The following is a 22,439-nucleotide window of genomic DNA, read 5'->3' as shown; positions in this document are numbered from 1 at the left end:
CGTCTCAGCCGGCGGTGGCGCCCTGCTGCGCCAGCTGCCAACCCAGCATGCCGCCGTGCAGCACGGTGACGTCGAACCCGTCGCGCGCGAGCAGCTCGGCGGCGGAGCGTGCCCGGGGGCCGCGCGCGCAGTAGACGACCACCGGCAACGAGCGGTCCAGCTCGGGTCGCTGACGGGTGCGCGTGCCGTACCCGGGGGCCTGCACGTCGCCGTCGATGTGGGCGAAGGCGTGCTCGTCGACCTCGCGCACGTCGAGCAGCGTGAAGTCGGCGCCGCCCGCCTCCCTCGCCTGCAGCATCGTCGACAACTCAGGTGCGGCGACCTCTGAGCGGGCGGATCTCCGCTCAGCGGCCTCTGCGCCTGAGTTGCCGACGGCGACAGCGGCGGAGTCGGGGGCGGTGCTCGCCTCCGAAGCGGAGTCGGGAACGGACGCGGGGGCCGAGGAGGCGCGGCGCAGCCCGTTCGCCGTGGCCCGCGCCTCGGCCCGATGCGGCGCCCGTGCCAGCCTGCTCTCGCGCCAGGTCGCGTCGAGCGCGTCGATGGTCACCACGCGCCCGAGCAGGGGCTCGCCCACGCCCGTGAGCAGCTTGACCGCCTCGGTGGCCATGGCCGTGCCGACGGTGCCGCAGAGCGGGCCGAGGACCCCGACGTCGGCGCACGACTCGTCCCAGCCGGCGGCGGGAGGTGCCGGATGCAGGTCGCGGTAGTCGACCGCGCGGCCATCGGGCGCATCGTCCCAGAAGACGCTGAGCTGCCCGTCGAACCGGTTGACGCTGCCCCACACCACGGGCAGCCCGCGCGCGGCGGCCTCGTCGGCGACGACGTAGCAGGTGTCGAACGAGTCGCTGCCGTCGACGACGAGGTCGTAGTCGTCGAGCAGCGCGGCGCTGTCGGCGCCGAGGCGCACGGGGTGCACGACGACGCGCACGTCGGGTGCCGACGAGCGCACCCACTCGGCCGCCGCACGGGCCTTCGGCACCCCCACCTGGTCGGGGCGGAACAGCACCTGACGTTGTAGGTTCGACAGGTCGACGACGTCGTCGTCGACGATTCCCAGCGTTCCGACACCGGAGGCTGCGAGATACTCGATGACCGGTGCGCCGAGTCCCCCGGCTCCCACCACGAGCACCCGCGCTGCCAGCAGTCGGCTCTGCGCATCGAGGCCGAACCCCGGCAGTCGGACGCTCCGCGAGTAGCGGTCCGACACCTCGAGCGAATCGGACGCAGCCGCTCCGGTCGATGAACCAGGCACCGAGACGAGAGGGGGCAGAGACGACATGGCAGACCTCCAGACACGACGTGCGGACCACGCGTCGTCCACTGTAACCTCGGCGCGGCCCACCGCCCCTCGGGGCCTCCTCCACCGCCGCCACACCGACGCGGTGCTGATCGGGCTGCTCGGCGTGATCGTCTCGGGGGCGTTCCTCTGGGTGCCGTCGGTCTGGTACGACGAGGCCGCGACGGTCGTCTCGGCGACCCGCACGTGGGGTCAGCTCTGGGCGATGATCCAGACGGTCGACCTGGTGCACGCCGCCTACTACGCCGCCATGCATCTCTGGTTCGACGTGTTCCCGTACTCCCCCGTCGCGCTGAGGGTGCCGAGCGCGATCGTGACGGGCGTCGCCGCGGGGCTCACCGTGGCCCTCACGCGCATCCTCGTCGACCGGCGCACCTCGATCGTCGCCGGCCTGCTGTTCTGCCTGCTGCCCCGAGTCACCTGGATGGGCGGCGAGGGCCGCTCTTACGCCCTGTCGGCGATGCTCGCGGTAGCGCTGACCCTCGTGCTCGTCGTGGCGGCCCGCCGCACCGCCGAGTCGGGAGCCGCCCGCACGCACCGCTCCGTCGTCGGCTGGTGGGTGGCCTACGCCGTCCTCGCCGTCGTCTCGGCAGCGTTCTTCCTGTACCTGGCGCTGCTCGTGGTCGGGCACGCGGTGACCATGCTGGTGCGGGTGCTCCGCGACCGGCACGACCAGCGCCTCCGGCGGGACCGGGTCGACGAGTGGGCCCGCACCGGGGCGGTCGCCGTCGTGCACGACCCCGAAGGAGGCGCGCGGCCGACCGTGCGCTCGTCGCGTCGCGCCCTGCTCGGCTGGTTCGTCGGCGCGGCCGTCGCGGGGCTCGCCAGCCTGCCGCTGGCCTGGTTCATCGCGTCGCAGAACGACCAGATCAGCTGGATCGAGCGGCCCACGTTCGGCACGCTCCGATCGGTGCTCGTGACGCAGTGGTTCTACCAGAACGAGAGCTTCGCGATCTTCGGTCTGCTCTGCGCGGGCGCGAGCATCGTCGTGCTGTCGCTGCGGCTGGTGCCCGCCGCCCGCGGGTTCGCGGAGGTCGTGCTGCCCTGGATGATCGTGCCGACGGCCGGTCTGGTCGTCGTCTCGCTCGTCGGCAGCCCCCTCTACTCGCCCCGGTACCTGACGTTCGGCACGCCCGCCATCGCGATGACGATGGCCGTCGCGGTCGCCGCGATCCCCTGGAGGCGCGTGATCGCCCTCGTGCTGCTCGTCGCCGTCGGGTTGACCGCGCCCACCTATGTCGAGCAGCGGCAGCCCGAGGCGAAGGACCGCTCCGCCTGGAACCAGGTCGCCGCCCTCGTCGCGAGAGAGCGAGCCGACGAGCCGGCCGGCACCGAGGAGGGGCTCGTCTTCGGGCCCGTGCGACGCCATCCGAAGGCGACGTCGCGCATCATCCAGGACACCTACCCCGACGCGTTCGCCGGCATGTCCGACTTCACCCTCGAGACGCCGGGCGCCGAGACCGACGGCCTGTGGGAGGTCCAGCACCCCCTCGGCGACGTGCTGGACCGCACCGACGACCTCGACGTCGTCTGGCTGATCACGAGCGACCGCCAGGACTGGCGGCCCCGCGTCACCGAGCAGCTGGCGTCGAAGGGGTTCCGACTCGACCAGGAGTGGAACCTGACGCGCACGAACGTGCTGCGCTACGAGCGCTGACGCGGGCGGCGTCTAGTCGGAGACCACCCGGGCGCCGTGCACCGGTCCCGTCGCGCGGACGACCGACAGTCGCGCCGAGGTGAGGGCGAGCTGCAGTTCGAGGGCGCCGTCGAGGTCGGGGGCGAGGAACGCCACGGTCGGGCCCGAGCCCGACACGAGACCCGCCAGCGCCCCGTTGCCCTCGCCGAGCTCGAGCACCTCGGCCAGACCGGGCTCGAGGTGCAGGGCCGGTGCCTGCAGATCGTTGTGCATCGACTCGGCGAGCATGCCGGCGTCGCCCGCCCGGAGCGCCTGCAGCACCCCGGCGTCGACGACGGGGCGGCGGACGGGCGAGATGTCGCCCGAGTGCCGCTTGCGGTGCTCGTCGAGCTCGCGGTAGACCGTCGGCGTCGAGAGCCCGAAGTCGGCGAGGGCGAGCACCCACTGGAAGGTGCCCTTGGCCAGGGCCGGGCTGAGCTCGTCGCCGCGACCCGTGCCGATGGCCGTGCCGCCGGCGAAGGCGAAGGGCACGTCGGCGCCGAGCTCGGCCGCGAGGTGCAGCAGGTCGTCTCGGCCGACGCCGGTGCCCCAGAGCGTGTCGCAGGCGAGGAGCGTCGCGGCCGCGTCGGCCGACCCGCCGCCCATGCCACCGGCGACCGGGACGTTCTTGTCGATGCGCAGATCGACGCCGCCGCGGTAGCCGGTGGTGGCGGCGAGGAGGCGCGCGGCGCGGATCGCGAGGTTGCTGCCGTCGGTCGGCACCCCCGTCACGTCGACCGCGGGGCCGCCCGTGACGGTCACCGAGAAGGTGTCGGCGCGACGCGCCCGGACGTCTTCGTAGAGCGACACTGCCTGGTAGGCGGTGGCGAGTTCGTGGTACCCGTCGTCTTGCAGATCGCCGACGGCGAGGAACACGTTGATCTTGCCGGGGGCCCGCGTGTGGACCACGGTCGGAGCGGCCTCGGTCGTCATGACACCAACCTAGTCAGTTCTGGCGATCGACCATGACGCCGAGCGCCCGGGCCAGACCCTCGCGGACGGGCTGCACGCGTTCGGGCAGCCGAAGACGGGCCTGCGTGACGGCCACCGAGCACTTGCCGCCGGTCGACGGCGACACCGCCACGGTGAGCACGTCGCCGTTCGACAGCGTCCACTCTGCGCTCGGCCGGGTCGCGGAGCGGACGACCGTCGCCTGCACGCCCTCGACGTAGCCCGCGAGCCGATCGACCAGCAGCTCGAGCAGCTCGAGGGGCTCGCCGCGGAGGCTCCGCCCGATCGCGACCGCGTACGAGCCGTCGGGCTGCAGCCCGGGCGACGGCAGCCCGCGCCCCTGCTCGTAGCGGACCGTGATCACCTGCGCCCACCACGGCGCGACCTCGTGGTCGTCGATCAGGAGGCGCGCGATGCGCTCGTGCGACAGTCGCGCCGCATCGGCCCGGTCGAGCAGGGCGAACCAGTCGGCCGCACTGCGCCCCGTGCCCGAGCCGAGTCGCGCGTCGCTGATCTCGACGGACCGGTCGACCCCTGCAGGAGGCGCGGGTCGGCCCGATCGCGCCGGTCGCCCTGGTCGTGCGGACCGCCCCGACGGCGCCGACCGCCCGGGTCGTGCCGGTGGGTCGGTGCGACGCGTCATGGGATCAGTCGGCGGCGACCCGCGACGTGGCCAGCAGCTCGACGTCGCTCGCCCGGGCGATGGCCAGGAAGTCGTCGACGGTGAGCTGCTCGCCGCGGATGGTCGGCGCGATGCCGGCCCGCTCGAGGGTCTCGGTCGCCGCGGCGGACGACCCGTAGAGGGACGACAGCGACTGCCGCATCATCTTGCGGCGCTGCTGGAAGGCCGCGTCGACGAGCGCGAACACCGCGAGGCGCTCGGTCTCGGAGCCACGGGCGGTGCGCCGGTCGAACGCGACCAGGATGCTGTCGACGTTGGGCACGGGCCAGAACACCTGCCGGCTCACCTGCCCCGCTGCCCGGAACTCGCCGTACCAGGCGGCCTTGATGCTCGGCGAGCCGTAGATCTTGGACCCGGGCTCGGCGGCCAGTCGCAGACCGACCTCGGACTGCACCATGACGAGACCGTGCTGCAGGCTGTCGAAGTGCTCGAGGAAGTGCAGCAGCACCGGCACGCTGATGTTGTAGGGCAGGTTCGCGACGAGGTGGGTCGGTGCGACCGGCAGGGTCGTGACCCGCATGGCGTCGTCGACGATGACGGTGAGGTCGGCGGCCGGTTGCAGCATGCCGACGGTCTGCGGCAGCTGGGCGGCGAGACGCTTGTCGATCTCGACCGCGACGACCGAGCTGCCCGCCTCGAGCAGACCGAGGGTGAGCGAGCCGAGACCGGGACCGATCTCGACGACCGACGTGCCGGCCGAGACGCCCGACGCGGTGACGATGCGCCGGACGGTGTTGGCGTCGTGGACGAAGTTCTGACCGAGCTTCTTGGTCGGCTGGATGCCGAGCATCTCGGCGAGATCGCGGATCTCGGCAGGGCCCAGGAGGGTCGCCCGTGCCATCAGGCGTCGACCGTGATCGGTTCGCTGTCCCAGGTGCCGTAGACCAGCTCGGTGTTCGACGAGATCTGCGCGGCGAGCATCGACACGTCGGTGCCGATGGTCTCGGCCATCGAGCGGAGGGTGAACGGCACCAGGTACGGCGCGTTCGGACGACCCCGATAGGGCACCGGGGTGAGATAGGGCGCGTCGGTCTCGACCAGCAGCAGGTGACGCGGCAGCTGGACGAGCGCGTCGCGGAGCGGCTGCGCGTTCGAGAAGGTCACCGTGCCGGAGAACGAGGCGTACCAGCCGTTCTCGGTGAGGATGCTCGCGAGCTCGGTTCCGCCGCTGAAGCAGTGGAAGACCGTGCGCTCGGGGGCGCCCACCTCGAGCAGCAGGTCGACGACGTCGTCGTGCGCGTCGCGGTCGTGGATCTGCAGGGCGAGACCGTGCCGCTTGGCGATCTCGATGTGCGCTCGGAACGAGTCGAGCTGGGCGGCCCGGCCCTCGGGCCCGGTGCGGAAGAAGTCGAGCCCGGTCTCGCCGATGGCACGGACCCGGGGTCGCGCGGCGAGCTCGTCGATGACGGCCAGCGCCTCGTCGAGGCCGCCCTCGGCGGCGAGGCGCGGGGCCTCGTTCGGGTGCAGGGCGACCGCGGCGAGCACGCGCGGTTCGCGGGCCGCGATCTCGGCCGACCATCGTGAGGTCTCGACGTCGGTGCCGACCTGCACGACACCGCGGATGCCGACCGCCGACGCACGGTCGAGGTGCTCCCGGTAGTCGAGGGGGCCGCCGCCGGCCCCGGGCTCGCCCTGGCCGTCGGCGATCTCGAGATGCGTGTGGTTGTCGTACACCGGCACGACGAGCGGATTGGGAGGCGCCGGGTAGCTGAGGTCGCGCTTCTTGCCGCCGGACTCGGTGGAGGCGCGGTGCCGGACGTGCATCGGCGTCGCCTCGCCCGCGGGGGCCGCGTCGCCCGCGGGGTCGGCGCCCTGGCCGCTCACTTCGCGGGCTCCGGCTGCTCGATGCGCGGGAACAGCCCGGCGGCGAGCGGCAGCACCTCGGGTGCGCTCGACCACTCGGGTGCTCGGTCGACGGGCTGGCTGGTCAGCTCGCCCTGGCCGATGCTCTGCCACAGCGTGGTCGTGGCGGTGGGGATGAATGGCGAGAGCAGCACGGTGAGGGTGCCGAGACCGCGCAGCGAGGTGGCCAGCACCGTCGCGAGCCGCTCGCGCTTCGTCTCGTCTTTGGCCAGCGCCCAGGGCTCTTGTTCGGTGATGTAGCCGTTGAGGGTGTCGACGAGCTCCCAGATGGACGAGAGGGCCTCGTTGATCGCGAAGCGGTCGATCGCCGCGTCGGCGGCGGCCGTCACGCGGACCTCGGTCTCGCGGACGACCAGGTCGGCCTCGGTCGGCTCGCCCGCGAGCGGGACCGTGCCGTCGAAGTAGCGCGTGATCATGGCCACGACCCGGGAGGCGAGGTTGCCGAAGCCGTTCGCCAGCTCGGCCTGGTAGCGGGCCGAGATGTCCTCCCAGCTGAAGTTGCCGTCTTGACCGAAGGTGATGGCCCGCATGAAGTAGTAGCGGAACGCGTCGGAGCCGAAGACGTCCGTGATCTGCTGCGGGGCGATGCCCGTCAGCTTCGACTTCGACATCTTCTCGCCGCCGACCAGCAGCCAGCCGTGACCGAAGACGTTCTTGGGGACGGGCAGACCCGCCGCCATGAGCATCGCGGGCCAGATGACGGCATGGAACCGCGCGATGTCCTTGCCGACCAGCTGGACGGCCGGCCAGCGGCGATCGAACTCGTCGTCGTCGACGCCGTAGCCGATCGCGGTGATGTAGTTGAGCAGCGCGTCGAACCAGACGTAGACGACGTGCTTCTCGTCCCACGGGACCTTGACGCCCCAGTCGAAGCTCTGCCGCGAGATCGAGAGGTCGCGGAGACCCTGCTTGACGAACTGCACGATCTCGTTGCGGACCGTGTCGGGCTGGACGAAGTCGGGCTGCTGCTCGTAGAGGTCGAGCAGACGCTGCTCGAAGTCGCTCATGCGGAAGAAGTAGTTGCTCTCTTGGAGCAGCTCGACCGGCTTCGAGTGGATCGCGCAGACCTGCTGACCCTCGAACGGACCGGTGCCGTCGACGAGGTCGCCGGGCTGCTTGTACTCTTCGCAGCCGACGCAGTAGAAGCCCTCGAACTCGCCCTGATAGATGAAGCCGTCGTCGTAGAGCTTCTGCAGGAAGGTCTGGACGCCCTTCTCGTGCCGCGCGTCGGTGGTGCGGATGAAGTCGTCGTTGCGGATGTCGACGGTCTGGAGGAGGGGCTTCCAGGATTCGGTGACGAGCTTGTCGGCCCACTCCTGCGGGGTCACGCCGTTGCTGGTGGCCGTGCGGAGGATCTTCTGGCCGTGCTCGTCCGTGCCCGTCAGCAGCCAGGCGTCGTCACCCCGCTGCCGGTGCCACCGGGCGAGCACGTCGGCTGCGACCTCGGTGTACGCGTGACCGATGTGCGGCACGTCGTTGACGTAGAAGATGGGCGTTGCGATGAAGAAGGAGTCGCCGGCGGGCATGGGGACCATCTTAGGTGCGGGCACCGACGGCGCGACGCGACCCGCGCCTCCTCGGCTCCGGTCGTCGAAGCCGAGGAGGCGCGGGTCGCCCGATCGATCAGGTCGCCTGGTCGGACCCCTCGTCCGTCCCGGCCCGCTCGCCCTCGCGCTCGCCCGGGTACTCGACGACGTCCATGCCGAGCACGTACTTGCCCCGGGCGTGGCCGTCCTCCAGGTCGCGATAGGCGCTCCTCACCTCGTCGATCGGGAAGACGCCGTCGATGGGCACCGTGATCTTCGCCTCGGAGATCAGCCCCAGCAGCTCGGTCAGCACCGCCTGCGTCGTGGCCTGGGCACTGCCCTCGGCCTTCACCCCGTGCCGCTCGACCGCGTCGAAGTCGGCGATCGTGTCGATCCGCTGGGGCGCGACCCCGAGCTCGAGCGCGTACTCGACGTTCCCGTGCCCGTAGCAGTCGATGAACGCGTCGACGCCGTCCGGCGCGGCCGCGCGGATCCGCTCGACGACGCCCTCGCCGTACTCGACGGGGATGACGCCGAGACTGCGGAGGAAGTCGTGGTTCTGCTCGCTCGCCGTGCCGATCACGGTGAGACCGCCGAGCACGGCCAGCTGCGAGACGAGCACGCCGACGCCGCCGGCTGCTGCCGAGACGGCGATCGTGTCGCCCTCGGTGGCCTGCACGGCTCGCAGCGCGGCGAACGCCGTGGGGCCCGTGACGCTGATGCTGCCGGCCGTCTCCCACCCGATGCCGTCCGGCTTCCGCACCAGCTGATCGCTCGGCACGACGACGAACTCGGCGTGCGACGACCTGGTCGCCCAGCCGGCGACCTCGTCGCCCGGCGACCACTCGTCGACGCCCTCGCCGACCTCGTCGACGATGCCGGCGAAGTCGGTCCCCTGCCCCGACGGGAACGCCGCCGGGAACACGTCGTGCAGCAGGCCCGCCCGGATCGCCGCCTCACCGGGGTTCAGCCCGGCGGCCTTCACGGCGACGACGACCTGCCCGGGGCCGGCCTGCGGCTTCGCGATCTCGACGACCCTCAGCTCGTCGATGTCGCCGTAGTTCTCGAACCGGACCGCCTTCATGCCGTACTCCTCGCTCTGCCGCGCACGCCCCGTGCAGACGCGCCGTGCTTCGAGCTTGCACCCCCGCGCGGGGGTCGGGGCCGGTTCGGGCCGCGGGCTCGGTGCGCTCGCNACCCGCCGAGCCGTGTCGATGGACAGGCTCGGGCCCCGTGAGGAGCTCGGCTGGACAGGGCCGCACGGGGGCTGGAGTCCGTTCCTCCACAGCGGCTTCGGCGGGAGAACCGTCCACGGGACCCCACGCCGATGCCCCGCGGCATCGGCGGCGCGCGGCACGGTGCCGTGATGGACCCGGCCACGACAACCCTCCTGACGACCGCACAGCTCACGAGACGCGGTTGCGATCGGAACGCGCAGCACCGCCTCGTCGAGTCCGGTCGTCTCGCCCGGATCGCACCCGCCGTCTTCGTCGAGATGGACGACTGGAACCTCCTCGACGACCGAGGGCGAGCGGTGGTCCGCACCCGGGGAGTCGCGCTCACCCGACCCAGACCTCTGGTGGTGAGTCATCTGACGGCGGCTCTGCTGCACGGCCTCCCGATCGTCGGCGGGCTGCCGCCCCGCGTCGACAGTCTCCGGTCCGACGTGAGCGGCGGCAGATCGGAGGCGTCCATCCGGGCCCATCGTTCGGGTTCCCTTCCCGCGACGGTCGAGATCATGGGCATCCAGGTGACGGCCCTGCCCCGCACACTCATCGACGTCGCTCTCACGAGCCCTCTGGTGGTGGCGGTTCCGATGCTCGATCATTCGCTCCACACGGCGAGCTGCACGCTCGACGAGTTGCGGGACGAGTGGGCACCACGACGAACGCACCCTTCGGCGCGGCGCGCAGGGGCAGGACTCGACCTGGCGACCCCGCTGTCGGAGTCTCCCCTCGAGTCGATTCTCCAAGTCCGGCTCTTCGAAGGCGGCTGGGTGCGACCGAGACAGCAGGTGAGACTGCCCCTCCTCCGTGGCGGAAACGCCTTCGTCGACTGCCTCTTCGACGACCAGCGACTCGTCGTGGAGGCGGACGGCCGGTTCAAGTACGGTCCCGTGGCCGGACTCCTGACCGGAGACGAGCTGTGGAGGGAGAAGCAGCGTGAAGACGATCTCCGAGAGCAGGGTTTCGACTTCCGCCGCCCCACCTGGGACCGGGTCTGGCGACGGGCCGCCTTCGAGTCGATGATGCAGGGCACTCGCGCGCCACGCGTGGATCGAGGTTGACGAGTGCGCGGAGTCGGTGCGGCGGGTTCGTGTCACCAGTGGCGGGTCAGCGCTGACCCGCCACCGATGACGGGAACCCGCCGAACCGTCCCAGGACCGCGCGCGGGCAGGGGGCGAGCGGTCAGGGGGTGGCGGGCGAGCGGGGCCGCCTACGGGCGATCGGGCCCGGGGGCGGCACCGGGCGCGGGGCGCGGCGGGCGGGCGGCGAGCGCGGCCTGGTACAGGTCGCGGCGCGAGAGACCCGTGGCCGCCGCGACGTCGGTGGTGGCCTCTTTCAGGCGGACGCCGTCGGCGACGAGCGCCTGCACCTGCGCCAGCCCGGCCGCGAGGTCGACGACCCGCTCGGGCGCCCCCTCGACGACGATGCAGATCTCGCCGCGCACACCCTCCGCGGCCCAGGAGGCGAGTTCGGCGGCGGTGCCGCGCCGCACCTCCTCGTGCATCTTCGTCAGCTCGCGGCAGACCACGGCGCGACGGTCGGCGCCCATCGCGGTGGCGAGATCGGCGAGCGAGTCGGTGAGACGGTGGGGCGATTCGAAGAAGACCATCGTGCGGCGCTCGTCGGCGAGCGCACCGAGCACCCGCAGGCGGTCGCCCTGCTTGCGGGGCAGGAACCCCTCGAAGCTGAACCGGTCGGTGGGCAGGCCCGAGACGGCGAGCGCGGTGAGCACGGCCGACGGGCCGGGGATCGCCGTGACGGTCACGCCCGCGGCGGCAGCGGCCTCGACGAGGGGGAACCCGGGGTCGCTGATCGCGGGCATGCCGGCGTCGGTCAGCACGACCACGTCGGCGGTGCGGGCCAGCTCGACGACCTCGCCCGCCTTCTCGCGCTCGTTGTGCTCGTGCAGGGCGATCAGCCGCGGGCGGTTCTCGACGCCGAGGGCGCGCATCAGGTGGATCGCCGTGCGGGTGTCCTCCGCAGCGACCACCTCGGCGTTCGACAGCGTCTCGATGAGGCGTCGCGAGGCGTCGCCGAGGTTTCCGATGGGGGTGGCGGCGAGCACGATCACCCGACCATTGTCCCCCGGGAGCCCCGTCGCTCATTACGATGGCCCGATGACGACCCCGCCCGAGCGCGCCTCCGACGCGCTCGTCGAGGCACGGGTCGAGGCGCGGGTCGACGGTCGGGACGCCGAGGAGGCGCGGGTCGACTCCCCGACGCCCGCTCACGCCGCCTCGTCGACGCACCAGGGCCCGCCCGCGATGACCCGCCTCGACGCCTGGTGGGGTCGCCTGCTCTCGACGCCCGCGCGTCGTCGGGCCTGGGCGTGGGGCGGCCCGATCGCCGTCACCCTGCTCGCGGCGGTGCTGCGGCTCTGGCACCTCGGCCGGCCCGGCTCGCTGGTCTTCGACGAGACCTACTACGTCAAAGACGCGTGGACGCTGCACAACCTCGGCTACGAGGCCGCCTGGCCCGCCGACTACGACGCGACGTTCGCCGCGGGCGGCGCCGACGGCTTCACGACCGACCCGTCGTTCGTGGCCCATCCACCGCTCGGCAAATGGCTGATCAGCCTGGGCATGGCGGCGCTCGGCCCGGACGACCCCGCGGGCTGGCGGCTCAGCACGGCCGTCGTCGGGATCCTCGCCGTCGCGCTCGTCGCCGTGATCGGCTCGCTCCTGCTGCGCTCGACCCTCGTCGGCACCCTCGCCGGGTTCCTGCTCGCCATCGACGGGCACGCGATCGTCATGTCGCGGGTGTCGCTGCTCGACAACTTCGTGATGTTCTTCGGCCTGCTGGCGTTCGGAGCGGTGCTGCTCGACCGGCGGTGGACGTCGCGCCGACTCGACGACTGGGTGACGAGGAGGCGCGGCGCCGGTCGCGATCTTGCCTGGGGCCCGGCGATCTGGTCGCGTCCGTGGCTGCTCGCCGCCGGGCTGCTCTGCGGTCTCGCGACCGGGGTCAAGTGGAACGGCCTGTACTTCCTGGCCGTCTTCGCCGTCTACACCGTGGTCGTCGACGTGCTGGCCCGCCGACGTGCGGGGGTCGAGTTCTGGCTGACGGGCACCCTGTGGAAGCAGGCCCCCGTGAGCTTCCTCCTGACGGTGCCGATCGCCCTCGTCGCGTACGTCGCCACCTGGACGGGCTGGTTCGTCACCGGCGGCGGCTACTACCGCAGCTGGGTCGAAGAGGGCGGGCAGCGCTGGACGGGCGCGCTCGCGTGGGTCCCCGACGTGGTGCAGAACTTCTGGCACTACGAGGCCGGCGTCTACGCCTTCAACGTCGGGCTCGCCACCCCGCACTCGTACCAGGCGAACCCGTTCACCTGGCTGCTGATGCTGCGGCCGACGAGCATGTACTACCAGGGGTTCGACCAGGGTCAGGGCGGCTGCGAGGTCGCGCGCTGCGGCGAGGCGATCACCTCGGTGGCGAACCCGGTCATCTGGTACGCGGCCGTGGCGGCCTGTCTCTACCTGGTCTACCGGGTCGTCCGCCATCGCGAGTGGCGCTACGGGGCGATCCTCGTCGGCGTCGCGGCCGGCTACCTGCCCTGGCTGGCCTTCTCCGACCGCACGGTCTTCCAGTTCTACACGATCGCGTTCGAGCCCTACCTCGTGCTCGGGCTCGCCGCGGTTCTCGGCATCGTCCTCGGGCGGCGCACCGATCACATCGACCGCCGGCGCAGCGGCATCGCCGTGACGGCCATCGTGCTCGTGGCCGCCGTGGCGGCGACCGTCTTCTTCTACCCGCTGTGGACGGCGCAGCTGGCCGACTGGGAGTTCATCCGCATCCACTACTGGATCCCCAGCTGGAAGTGACACCGCGCCTCCTCGGCTCAGGAGGCGCGGGTCGGCATGTGTAGTTCTGTTACCTCCCCGGTCGCCCCGTGACGACCAGCGGCTAGCGTTGGCGCATGGCAGATCGTGAGTACGGCTTCCGCACGCGGGCGATCCACGCGGGCAACATCCCCGATGCGGTGACGGGCTCGCGGGCCCTCCCCATCTACCAGTCGAGCGCGTTCGTGTTCGACGACACGGAGGACGCCGCGGCGCGGTTCGCCCTGCAGAAGTACGGCAACATCTACAGCCGTCTCGCGAACCCGACCACGGCCTCGTTCGAAGAGCGCATCGCCAGCCTCGAGGGCGGCCTGGGCGCCGTCGCGACGTCGAGCGGACTCAGCGCGCAGTTCATCACCTTCGCCTCGCTCGCCGGGGCCGGCGACCACATCGTCGCGAGCGCGAACCTCTACGGGGGCTCGATCACCCAGCTCGACGTGACCCTCCGCCGGTTCGGCGTCGAGACGACGTTCGTCCAGTCGAGCGACCCGGCCGACTACGCCGCCGCGATCCGTCCCGAGACGAAGCTCGTGTTCGTCGAGACGGTCGCGAACCCGTCGGGCGAGATCGCCGACCTCGAGGGTCTCGCCGAGGTCGCGCACGCGGCCGGCGTGCCGCTGATCGTCGACTCGACCATCTCGACCCCGTACCTGAACCGCCCCATCGAGTGGGGCGCCGACGTCGTCATCCACTCGGCGACGAAGTTCCTCGGCGGGCACGGCACCACGCTCGGCGGCGTCGTCGTCGAGTCGGGGCGCTTCGCGTGGGACACCGAGCGGTTCCCGTTGTTCGACCAGCCCGTGCCGAGCTACGGCGGGCTGAACTGGTCGGGCAACTTCGGCGAGTACGCGTTCCTGACCCGCCTCCGCGCCGAGCAGCTGCGCGACATCGGCCCCGCCCTCGCACCGCACTCGGCCTGGCTGCTCGCCCAGGGCGTCGAGACCCTGCCGTTCCGGATGCGCGCCCACGTCGAGAACGCCCGTCACGTCGCCGAGTGGCTCGACGCCGACCCGCGCATCGAGCGGGTGCGCTGGGCCGGTCTGCCCGATCACCCGCACCACGACCGGGCGGCGAAGTACCTGCCGGAGGGGCCCGGCTCGGTGTTCACCTTCGAGCTCAAGGGCGGGCGCGCCGCCGGGCGGACCTTCATCGAGTCGGTCGAGCTGGCCAGCCACCTCGCCAACATCGGCGACGCGAAGACCCTCGTCATCCACCCGGGCTCGACCACGCACGCCCAGCTGAGCGAGCAGCAGCTCGTCGATGCGGGGGTGCTGCCGGGGTCGGTGCGCATCAGCGTCGGCATCGAAGACCCGGACGACATCGTCCACGACCTCGACCAGGCGCTCAGCGCCGCGACGAAGGGCGAGTGACCCGCCATGACCTCAGCACCCACCGCCGAGACCGTCACCACGCAGCTGACCAACGGCCTGACCTGCGAGCTGCCGGCGTCGTCGCCTCTGGCGAAGCTCCTGAAGTCGCAGCGGACCTGGGTCGGGCCGGGGGCGCGTGAGCGTCAGGCGATCCTCCGCGGGGCGTCGAGCGTCGCCATCGTCGGGGCGTCGCCGAACCCCGCGCGCTCGAGCTACTTCGTCGGCACCTACCTGCAGCAGTCGAGCGACCTGCGGGTGTACTTCGTCAACCCGAACGCCGACACGATCCTCGGGCAGAAGGCCTACCCCGACCTCGCGTCGCTGCCCGAGGTGCCCGACATCGTCGACGTGTTCCGCAAGGCGAGCGACATCCCCTCGGTCGTCGACGACGTGCTCGCGAGCGGTGCGAAGACGATCTGGGTGCAGCTCGGCATCTACAACGAGGAGGCCGCGCGGTACGCCGAAGAGCAGGGGCTGACGGTCGTCATGGACCGCTGCATCAAGGTCGAGCACGCGCGGTTCCACGGCGGGCTCAACCTCATGGGCTTCGACACCGGCGTCATCTCAGCCAAGAAGACCGGCCGCTGACGCGCCGGGCGGGCGGGCGGCGCGTGACGCCGTGTTGCCCGCCTCCTGCCGGATGTCGGTCGTGGTGGCTACCGTGGGGGCCATGCCTCCCGTGCTGACCTCGCCTCTCGTCTCGACCCAGTGGCTCGCCGACCACCTGGGCGCCGACGACATGGTCGTGGTCGACACCACCGTCCGGCCCGTGGCGGGTGTCGACGGCACCCCGACGGGCCGCTACATAACGGGTCGCGAGGGTCACCGGGCCGGCCACGTGCCCGGTGCCGTGTTCGCCGACCTCATCCGCGACTTCAGCGACGCCGACGCGCATCTGCCGTTCACCCGCCCCGGCCGGTCGCGCTTCGAAGACGCCGCCGGCGCGCTCGGCATCTCGAACGAGACGACCGTGGTCGTCTACGACGACGCGCACAGCGAGTGGGCCTGCCGTCTCTGGTGGCTCTTCCGGGCGTACGGGTACGACGACGTGGCGGTGCTCGACGGCGGCGCCTCCGTCTGGCGCGACGAGCGGCGGCCCGTCGAGCGCGGGCACGTCGAGCCCGAGCCCGCGCTGTTCGAGGCGAGCGAGCGACCCGATCTCTGGGTCGACAAGGCGTTCGTCGAGCGCGTGGTGGCCGGCGACGAGAAGGCGGCGCTCGTCTGCGCGTCACCGGCGGCCGAGTTCGCCGGTGCCGAGGGGCGGCGCCCGAGACTCGGGCACATCCCCACGAGCGTCTCCGTGCCGGTCGACCGCGTCGTCGACGCCGACCGCCAGTTCCGCCCCGAGCGCGTCATCGAAACCGTGTTCGCCCCGGTGGCGAGCGCAGACCGTGTCGTCGTCTACTGCGGGGCCGGCATCGACGCGAGCGCCGACGCCTTCGCTCTGACGCTGATCGGCGAGCGCAACGTCGCCCTGTACGACGGTTCGCTGAACGAGTGGTCGGCCGACGCCGACACCCCGCTCGAGTCGCTCGCCGCCTGACGCGGCCCGCGACCCGGTGCTCGACCGATCGGGCGCACATGTCGCGCGCACCTCCACGGCGTACGGTGCCGCGCATGCACGATGACGAGCACGACACCCAGCCCAACGGCGCCCAGCCCGGCGCCGACCAAGCCAGCGACACGCAGGCCGGCGACTCGAGCAGCGACTCGACCGGCAGCACGTCGCCGGCCGCCGACGGCACGACGGAGAATGACGACCCGACGGCGGACTTCCCGCGCAGCGAGAAGACGACGGCCGAGATGCAGCGGTCGACCACGGCCGACTCCCCCGCCGTCGACGACGACACCGACCTCGACGCGATCAAGAGCCTCCCCGGCGAGGGCGGACCGGACGACGTCGGCGACATCGAGGTCGACCCGGCCGATCTGAATCTCTCGGGCGACTCGATCCCCGGTCACCCCAAGCCCGGCCCGCCGAAGCCGCGCCCGTAGGGAACCCTCCTCAGCGGCAGCAGCAGCGGCAACAGCAGCAGCGGCCGCACCGGCACGGCCCCTGATCACGACGTGCCCGAGACACCGCCGAACACGACGGGTCCCGGGCACGTCGCGTCATGTCAGGCCTGTGCGAGTTCGCGGTCGAGCGATGCGACGTCGGTCACGGGCAGCCGGCAGACGAAGTCGCGGCAGACGTAGGCCGTCGCGAGCGCCGTCTCGGGCCCGGGCGTCGAGCGGCGTCCGGCGAAGAGCTCGAACCCGGCCTCGGCGAAGGCCCGCGCCGAGGAGTCGTCGACGACGGCCACCACGAGCCCGGGTGCGACCTCGCTCCTGACCCGCGCCGCGAGTGCGCGTACCTCCGTGCCAGCACCCGTATCGGCAGCCGCGTCGGGCACCACGACCACGACCTGCGTCGCCCCCGCGGCGAGGTCGGCCAGCAGGCCGAACGTCGTGCCGTACGCCGACGGCGAGTCGACGGCAGCGGCGGCGGCGGGGGCCAGCGCGAGCTCCGCGGCGGTCCGGTAGCGCGCCTCCCCGGTGAGGCGATGCAGGGTCGACGCCGCCGTCGCGAGCGACGCGACACCCGAGGGGTACGCGCCCTCCGACGGGTCGGTCACGAGCGCCGTCCCCTGCGCCTGCAGCACGGGGTCGCCCCCGCCGGGAGCCGCGAACACCGGGCGATCGGCACCCGCCGCACCCGCGCCTCCTCCGCCGCCCCGCCCCGCGTCGAGGCACAGGTCGACGAGCCGTCGCGCCTCGACGGCGTAGCGCGGCTCCCCGGTCGCGAGGGCGAGCTGCAGCAGACCCTCGGCGAGCATCCCGTAGTCCTCGAGGGCGGCCGACGCGCTCGACACCCCGGACGACGTGGAGGCGCGCAGCAGTCGCCCCTCCGCCGTGACGTGCTCGGCGAGCAGCAGGTCGGCCGCTCCGCGTGCGGCGGCGATCCACTCGGGGTGATCGAGTCGCCACCCCGCCTCAGCCAGTGCGGCGACGGCGAGGCCGTTCCAGCCGGTGAGGACCTTGTCGTCGACGGGCGGCGCCTCGTGCCGGGCCCGCCCGGCCGCGTCGAGCAGGTAGTAGCCGCCCTCGACGCGGCGGCCGTCGATCGTGCTCTCGCTGTCCTGCGCCGACCCGAAGCCGCCGCGCGCGGTGCGCAGCCATTCGAGCAGGAACGTCGCGACGCCCTCGGCCGCCTCGCGCGAACCGATGCCCGCCGCGGCACCGGCAGCACCCGCCTCGCGCGACCCGGCGCCGCCCTCGAGCACCGCCGCCCGCGAATACGCCGTCAGCAGCAGCGCGTTGTCGTAGAGCATCCGCTCGTAGTGCGGGTCGGCCCAGTCGTGTCGCGTCGAGTACCGGAAGAACCCGCCCTCGACGGCGTCGCGGAGGGGCGACGCCGCCATGGCCCGCAGCGTGCGCGACGCGAGCCCCGCGGCCGCCGGGTCTCCCCCGGCCCCGAGCGTCAGCAGCGCGAGTTGCAGCGGCGCGGTGGGGAATTTCGGCGCCCCGCCCAGCCCGCCGTGCTCGGTGTCCTCGAACGGGACGAGCCGACCGGCCGCCGACCGCAGGGCCTCCGTCGTGGGGAGTGCGATCGACGCCGGCCCCGCGGTCGGCGAGACGACCCCGTCGACGACCGCAGGAGGCGCGGCTCGGCCGACCAGCGCCTCCTGGACCGCCCGGCCGGTCGCCTCCACCTCGCCGCGCCGATCGCGCCACGCCTCGGTGACCGCGTCGAGCACCTGGCCGAACGCCGGATGCTCGCCGACCGGGGTCGGCGGGTAGTACGTACCCGCGTAGAAGACGCGCCCCTCAGGGGTCGCGAAGGCGGTGAGCGGCCAGCCGAGACTCGGCGTGAAGGCCGACGCGGCGGCGAGGTAGCTCGAGTCGACGTCGGGGTGCTCTTCGCGATCGACCTTGACCGCGACGAACCGGTCGTTCAGCGCCGCGGCCAGCACGGGGTCGGAGAAGCTCTCGCGCGCCATCACATGGCACCAGTGGCAGGTCGAGTAGCCGATCGAGACGAGCACGGGCACGTCGCGACGGGCGGCCTCGGCGAAGGCCTCGGGCCCCCACGGCCGCCAGTCGACGGGGTTCTCGGCGTGCGAGCGGAGGTACGGGCTGACGGCGTCGGCGAGGCGGTTGGTCATGCCGCCCACGGTAGGCGGCGGCGACGTCCCGTGGTTCAGCCGCGGGGCGGCACGTCGCGCAGCTCGACCCCGTCGTAGTGGCTCAGCGGCCTGATCAGCGAGTTCGCCTCGCGCTGCTCGATCACGTGGGCGCTCCAGCCGAGCACCCGTGCGGCGACGAACAGCGGCGTGAACACCGACGTGTCGAAGCCCATCAGGTGGTAGGCCAGCCCCGACGGGTAGTCGACGTTCGGCTTCAGGTTCTTCCGTTCGAGCACTCCGGCGGCGAGCGCCTCGTAGGTCGCGGCGAGGTCGCCGACGCGGTCGTCTCCGGAGGCGCGGGCCCGGTCGACGAGGCCGGCCAGCGCCTCCTCCATGGTCGGCACCCGGCTGTCGCCGTTCTTGTACACCCGGTGACCGAAGCCCATGATCTTCTCGTGCCGGGCGAACGCCCCGTCGAGCCAGGCGCCCGCGCCCGCGGCGCCCCCGGCGTCGGTCACCCGGGCCAGCAGCTCGAGGGCCGCCTCGTTCGCGCCGCCGTGCAGCGGCCCCTTCAGGGCGCCGATGGCGCCGACCACCGACGAGTGCAGATCGGAGAGCGTCGAGGCGATCACCCGCGCCGTGAACGTCGAGGCGTTGAACGAGTGCTCGGCGTAGAGCACCATCGACGTGTCGAAGGCGTCGACGTCGAGCGGGTCGGCCTCGCGTCCGAACACCTGGTGGAGGAAGTCGGCGCTGTAGCCGAGGTCGTCGCGCGGGGCGATCGGGGGCAGATCGTGGCGGCGGCGCTGGTCGTAGGCGATGACGGCGGGCAGCACGGCGAACAGGCGGGTGGCGAGTCGTCGCGTCGCGGCGGCGTCGTACTCGCCCGGCGCGGTGCTCGGCTCGGGCTGGGCCGCGCCGATGGCGCTGACGGCGGTCCGCACGACGTCCATCGGGTGCGCCGACGTCGGGATGAGATCGATCACGTGCAGGAGGCCCGGTGCCAGCGGGCGGGCTGCCCGCAGCTCGGCGTCGAAGGCGGCCCGTTCGGCGGCGGTCGGCAGTTCGCCGTGCAGCAGCAGGTAGGCGACGTCCTCGATGTCGCGCTCGGCGGCGAGCTGCTGCACGGGGTACCCCCGGTAGAGCAGCGAGTTGCTCGCCGCGTCGACCTTCGAGACCGCGGTGCGATCGACGACGACGCCGGCGAGCCCCTTGTGCAGCTCGACGGGCGGGTCGGTCGTGATGGTGTCGGTCATGGTCACTCCTTCGTGATCGGGTGTGCGTGCGAGGCGCGGTCAGCGCTCCACGGTGAAGTCGAAGACGCCCGAGTCGAACGCCGAGTAGCCCCGGTAGTCGATCAGGTCGTAGAGATCGGTGCGGTGCTGCATGGAATCGAGCAGCGCCTCCTGGGTCCCCGCCGAGTCGATCTCGTCGAGCCCGCGGGCCGCCGCGCCCATGGCGAGCCGCAGCAGCGTCACGGGGTAGATGACGATCCGCACGCCGGCGTCGCGCAGCTCGTCGGCCGTGTGCAGGCGTCCCTTGCCGAACTCCGTCATGTTGGCCAGCACGGGCACGTCGACGGCCCGGGCGATCGCCTCGAACTCGTCGAGACCGGTCATCGCCTCGGGGAACACCGCGTCGGCGCCCGCGTCGACGAGCGCCTTCGCCCGGTCGACGGCCGCCGCCAGCCCGTCGATCGCCCGCACGTCGGTGCGCGCCATGATCAGCAGATCGGGGTCGCGTCGCCCGTCGGCCGCGGCACGGATCCGCTTCAGCGCGGTGTCGAGGTCGACCACCGCCTTGCCGTCGAGATGACCGCAGCGCTTGGGGTTGACCTGGTCCTCGATGTGCAGACCGGCGACCCCGGCGTCCTCCATCGTCTGCACGGTGCGGGCGACGTTCATCGGCTCGCCGAAACCCGTGTCGGCGTCGACGAGGGTCGGCAGATCGGTCATCCGGGCGATCTGGTGCGCCCGCTGGGCCACCTCGGTCAGGGTCGTGAGGCCGATGTCGGGCAGCCCGAGATCAGCGCTGACGACGGCCCCCGAGACGTAGACGCCCTCGAAGCCCTTCTGCTCGATCAGGCGCGCGCTCAGCGGGTTGAAGGCGCCGGGGAGGCGCAGCAGCTCGTCGGTGTCGTCGAGTCGCGCCCGGAGGCGGCGGCGCTTCTCGGCCGGGGTCAGCGTCGAGTACAGCATCAGAGGGACTCCAGCATCAGATCGGCTCCCGCATCAGAACAGCCCGTCATCAGAACAGCCCGTCGGGCAGGGCCTCGTCGGTCGATCGGAGCGACCCGGGAGGCGCGGCGAGGGTGAGGGCCTGCAGCTCGCCGGCCCGCAGCTCGGGGAGGCGCTGCGCCACGTCGAGGAACCTCTCGATCTCGGCCGGGTCGAGCACCCCGTCGGCGAGGGTGCGGAACTTCCGCACGTAGTCGTCGCGACCGAAGGGCCGGGCGCCGAGCGGGTGGGCGTCCGCGACGGCGATCTCGTCGACGAGACGGCGGCCGTCGACGAACGTGACCTCGAGGCGACCGCCGAAGGCCTTCTCGGCGGGGTCGATCGAGTGGTACCGGCGGGTCCACTCGGCGTCCTCCGCGGTGGTGATGCGACGCCAGAGGGCGACCGTGTCAGGGCGTGCGGCGCGCTCGGGCGCGTAGCTGCGCTCGTGGTGCCACTCGCCGTCCTGGAGGGCGACGGCGACGATGTACGGGATCGAGTGGTCGAGCGTCTCGCGGCTGGCGGTCGGGTCGTACTTCTGCGGATCGCCCGCGCCCGAGCCGATCACGACGTGCGTGTGGTGACTGGTGTGCAGCACGATCGACTCGACGGCGGCGGGGTCGCGCAGCTCGGGGTGCTCGCGACCGAGTCGGCGGGCGAGGTCGATCCAGGCCTGCGCCTGGTACTCGGCGCTGTGCTCCTTCGTGTAGCTGTCGAGGATGGCGCGCTTCGACTCGCCGGGGCCGGGCAGCGGCACCCGGTAGTGCGCGTCGGGGCCGTCGAGCAGCCAGGCGATGACGCCGTCCTCGCCCTCGTAGATCGGGCTGGGGCTCGTCTGCCCGCGCAGCGCCCGGTCGACGGCCACGACGGCCTGCTTGCCGGCGAATGCCGGGGCGTAGGCCTTCCAGGTCGAGATGAGGCCCTTGCGCGACTGACGCGTCGCCGTGGTGGTGTGCAGGGCCTGCGCGATCGCCTGAGCCGTCGTCTCGGCGTCCAGTCCGAGCAGCGCGCCGATGCCGCCCGCGGCGCTCGGGCCGAGGTGCGCGACGTGGTCGATCTTGTGGGCGTGCAGGCTGATCGCCTTGACGAGGTCGATCTGCAGCTCGTAGCCGGCGGCCAGACCGCGCACCAGCTGCTCGCCCGTCGCGCCGACGTGCTGGGCCACGGCGAGCACCGGCGGGATGTTGTCGCCCGGGTGCGAGTACTCGGCGGCGAGGAACGTGTCGTGGAAGTCGAGCTCGCGCACGGCCACGCCGTTCGCCCACGCCGCCCACTCGGGCTGCACGCGGGTCGCCGGGTCGAGGCCGACGACGGTGGCGCCCTCGCGACCGCGATCGGCGGTGCCCGGTCGACCCGCGCCTCCTCGGCCATCGGCGGGGGTCTGCAGACGCGCCGCGGCCTGCGCTCGGGCGGCCGCCACGGGGGCCCGGCCGAGACTGGCAGCCGAGACGGCGGCGTTGTCGATGACCCGGTTGACGACCATGTCGACGACGTCGGCGTCGACGGCCACGGGGTCGAGGGCGACTGCGGCCAGCTTCGCGGCCAGCTCGTCGGCCCGGGCGAGCGGGTCGTCGGAACGGTGGACGTGCACGTCGTTGAGCATCACGCCCTCGACTCTAGGCGCGACGGGCCGCATCGCGCGACGGCCGTCGCCCTCAGGAGGCGCGGGTCGCCCTCAGGAGGCACGG

General features: G+C 72.6%; 19 protein-coding genes. 7 read left to right on the top strand and 12 right to left on the bottom strand.

Annotated elements, in window-relative coordinates:
* Positions 1 to 4: 4 nt before the first annotated feature.
* Positions 5 to 1,279: a ThiF family adenylyltransferase gene (locus IFT51_RS04195; protein WP_192059530.1), complete on the bottom strand. Its 1,275-nt coding sequence runs from the start codon at positions 1,277 to 1,279 to the stop codon at positions 5 to 7.
* On the opposite strand from IFT51_RS04195, the gene IFT51_RS04190 reads away from it, so the two are divergent.
* A complete protein-coding gene (locus IFT51_RS04190) occupies positions 1,278 to 2,954 on the top strand; it encodes a hypothetical protein (protein WP_192059528.1) in 1,677 nt (558 codons plus the stop codon). The genes IFT51_RS04195 and IFT51_RS04190 overlap by 2 nt on opposite strands.
* A 12-nt stretch (positions 2,955 to 2,966) precedes the next feature.
* Here the strand turns inward: IFT51_RS04190 and IFT51_RS04185 are convergent, their stop codons facing one another.
* The 6 genes from IFT51_RS04185 to IFT51_RS15420 all read right to left on the bottom strand — a co-directional run bounded on the left by IFT51_RS04185 (position 2,967) and on the right by IFT51_RS15420 (position 9,078).
* Complete coding sequence (locus IFT51_RS04185; RefSeq protein WP_192059526.1) at positions 2,967 to 3,905, bottom strand: 4-(cytidine 5'-diphospho)-2-C-methyl-D-erythritol kinase; 939 nt, start codon at positions 3,903 to 3,905, stop codon at positions 2,967 to 2,969.
* Between the two features lie 13 nt (positions 3,906 to 3,918).
* Positions 3,919 to 4,566, bottom strand: a complete 648-nt coding sequence (locus IFT51_RS04180; RefSeq protein WP_192059524.1) for a hypothetical protein — start codon at positions 4,564 to 4,566, stop codon at positions 3,919 to 3,921.
* Between the two features lie 4 nt (positions 4,567 to 4,570).
* A complete protein-coding gene (gene rsmA / locus IFT51_RS04175) occupies positions 4,571 to 5,446 on the bottom strand; it encodes a 16S rRNA (adenine(1518)-N(6)/adenine(1519)-N(6))-dimethyltransferase RsmA (RefSeq protein ID WP_192059522.1) in 876 nt (291 codons plus the stop codon).
* Positions 5,446 to 6,369, bottom strand: a complete 924-nt coding sequence (locus tag IFT51_RS04170) for a TatD family hydrolase (protein WP_192060173.1) — start codon at positions 6,367 to 6,369, stop codon at positions 5,446 to 5,448. Before IFT51_RS04170 ends, rsmA begins: the two co-directional genes overlap by 1 nt.
* 56 nt (positions 6,370 to 6,425) lie before the next feature.
* Positions 6,426 to 7,994 (bottom strand): methionine--tRNA ligase, encoded by a 1,569-nt coding sequence (gene metG / locus IFT51_RS04165; RefSeq protein ID WP_192059520.1) that lies wholly within the window; start codon positions 7,992 to 7,994, stop codon positions 6,426 to 6,428.
* Between the two features lie 97 nt (positions 7,995 to 8,091).
* On the bottom strand, positions 8,092 to 9,078 hold the full coding sequence (locus IFT51_RS15420) for an NADP-dependent oxidoreductase (protein ID WP_192059518.1): 987 nt from the start codon (positions 9,076 to 9,078) through the stop codon (positions 8,092 to 8,094).
* Positions 9,079 to 9,321: 243 nt separating this feature from the next.
* Here IFT51_RS15420 and IFT51_RS04155 point away from each other — a divergent pair, with 243 nt between their 5' ends.
* On the top strand, positions 9,322 to 10,281 hold the full coding sequence (locus IFT51_RS04155) for a hypothetical protein (protein ID WP_192059515.1): 960 nt from the start codon (positions 9,322 to 9,324) through the stop codon (positions 10,279 to 10,281).
* Positions 10,282 to 10,430: 149 nt separating this feature from the next.
* Here the strand turns inward: IFT51_RS04155 and rsmI are convergent, their stop codons facing one another.
* Positions 10,431 to 11,291, bottom strand: coding sequence for a 16S rRNA (cytidine(1402)-2'-O)-methyltransferase (gene rsmI, locus IFT51_RS04150; RefSeq protein WP_192059513.1), 861 nt, complete (start codon positions 11,289 to 11,291; stop codon positions 10,431 to 10,433).
* Positions 11,292 to 11,337: 46 nt separating this feature from the next.
* Here rsmI and IFT51_RS04145 point away from each other — a divergent pair, with 46 nt between their 5' ends.
* The 5 genes from IFT51_RS04145 to IFT51_RS04125 all read left to right on the top strand — a co-directional run bounded on the left by IFT51_RS04145 (position 11,338) and on the right by IFT51_RS04125 (position 16,424).
* Positions 11,338 to 13,041 (top strand): dolichyl-phosphate-mannose--protein mannosyltransferase, encoded by a 1,704-nt coding sequence (locus tag IFT51_RS04145; RefSeq protein ID WP_244636921.1) that lies wholly within the window; start codon positions 11,338 to 11,340, stop codon positions 13,039 to 13,041.
* Positions 13,042 to 13,136: 95 nt separating this feature from the next.
* Positions 13,137 to 14,429: an O-acetylhomoserine aminocarboxypropyltransferase/cysteine synthase family protein gene (locus IFT51_RS04140; protein ID WP_192059509.1), complete on the top strand. Its 1,293-nt coding sequence runs from the start codon at positions 13,137 to 13,139 to the stop codon at positions 14,427 to 14,429.
* Positions 14,430 to 14,435: 6 nt separating this feature from the next.
* The gene (locus IFT51_RS04135; RefSeq protein WP_192059506.1) at positions 14,436 to 15,017 is read left to right on the top strand and encodes a CoA-binding protein; all 582 of its coding nucleotides are present in this window, start codon (positions 14,436 to 14,438) and stop codon (positions 15,015 to 15,017) included.
* 82 nt (positions 15,018 to 15,099) lie between these two features.
* Entirely contained in the window at positions 15,100 to 15,972 is an 873-nt protein-coding gene (locus IFT51_RS04130) for a sulfurtransferase (protein WP_192059504.1), read from the top strand.
* A 74-nt stretch (positions 15,973 to 16,046) separates the two neighbouring features.
* On the top strand, positions 16,047 to 16,424 hold the full coding sequence (locus tag IFT51_RS04125; RefSeq protein WP_192060220.1) for a hypothetical protein: 378 nt from the start codon (positions 16,047 to 16,049) through the stop codon (positions 16,422 to 16,424).
* A gap of 122 nt (positions 16,425 to 16,546) precedes the next feature.
* Here the strand turns inward: IFT51_RS04125 and IFT51_RS04120 are convergent, their stop codons facing one another.
* The 4 genes from IFT51_RS04120 to IFT51_RS04105 are packed head-to-tail and all read right to left on the bottom strand — an operon-like array spanning position 16,547 to position 22,354.
* The gene (locus IFT51_RS04120) at positions 16,547 to 18,574 is read right to left on the bottom strand and encodes a thioredoxin domain-containing protein (protein ID WP_192059502.1); all 2,028 of its coding nucleotides are present in this window, start codon (positions 18,572 to 18,574) and stop codon (positions 16,547 to 16,549) included.
* A 35-nt stretch (positions 18,575 to 18,609) separates the two neighbouring features.
* Positions 18,610 to 19,791: a bifunctional 2-methylcitrate synthase/citrate synthase gene (locus tag IFT51_RS04115; protein ID WP_192059500.1), complete on the bottom strand. Its 1,182-nt coding sequence runs from the start codon at positions 19,789 to 19,791 to the stop codon at positions 18,610 to 18,612.
* Between the two features lie 39 nt (positions 19,792 to 19,830).
* Positions 19,831 to 20,733 (bottom strand): methylisocitrate lyase, encoded by a 903-nt coding sequence (prpB, locus tag IFT51_RS04110; protein WP_192059497.1) that lies wholly within the window; start codon positions 20,731 to 20,733, stop codon positions 19,831 to 19,833.
* Between the two features lie 49 nt (positions 20,734 to 20,782).
* The gene (locus IFT51_RS04105; RefSeq protein WP_192060172.1) at positions 20,783 to 22,354 is read right to left on the bottom strand and encodes an MmgE/PrpD family protein; all 1,572 of its coding nucleotides are present in this window, start codon (positions 22,352 to 22,354) and stop codon (positions 20,783 to 20,785) included.
* Positions 22,355 to 22,439: the final 85 nt, after the last annotated feature.

Origin of the sequence: Frigoribacterium sp. CFBP 13712, assembly GCF_014842255.1 — a bacterium.
Classification (GTDB): domain Bacteria; phylum Actinomycetota; class Actinomycetes; order Actinomycetales; family Microbacteriaceae; genus Frigoribacterium.
The sequence above is the reverse complement of the archived record's forward strand: the minus strand, read 5'-3'. Positions and strand labels throughout refer to the sequence as shown.